Here is a 243-nt window from a genome sequence, read left to right on the forward strand (position 1 = left end):
GCACTCGCTGCTGTTCGGCCCCTATGCGGGCTTCTCGAGCAAGTTCCTCAAGCATGGTTCACTGCTGGATCTGTTCGAGTCCATTCGTCCCGCCAACGTGAAGCCGCTGCTTTCGGTGGCCCGCGACCTGCAGTCTCCAATCCTTCGGATCGGCCTTCGGGAAATATTCGTCGAGCGCCGCGAGGCGATGGCTCTCAGACTGCAGCACCTGGCCGACCAGATATTCAGTCAGATCGAAATTGT

At 58.8% G+C, this 243-nt stretch carries 1 protein-coding gene; it reads left to right on the forward strand.

The features are described 5' to 3' along the window. The coding region (locus G8O24_RS46970) for a malate:quinone oxidoreductase (RefSeq protein ID WP_188108496.1) at positions 1-243 on the forward strand (243 nt) is incomplete at both ends.

Origin of the sequence: Bradyrhizobium campsiandrae, assembly GCF_014529705.1 — a bacterium.
In the GTDB taxonomy this organism is placed as follows: Bacteria; Pseudomonadota; Alphaproteobacteria; order Rhizobiales; family Xanthobacteraceae; genus Bradyrhizobium; species Bradyrhizobium campsiandrae.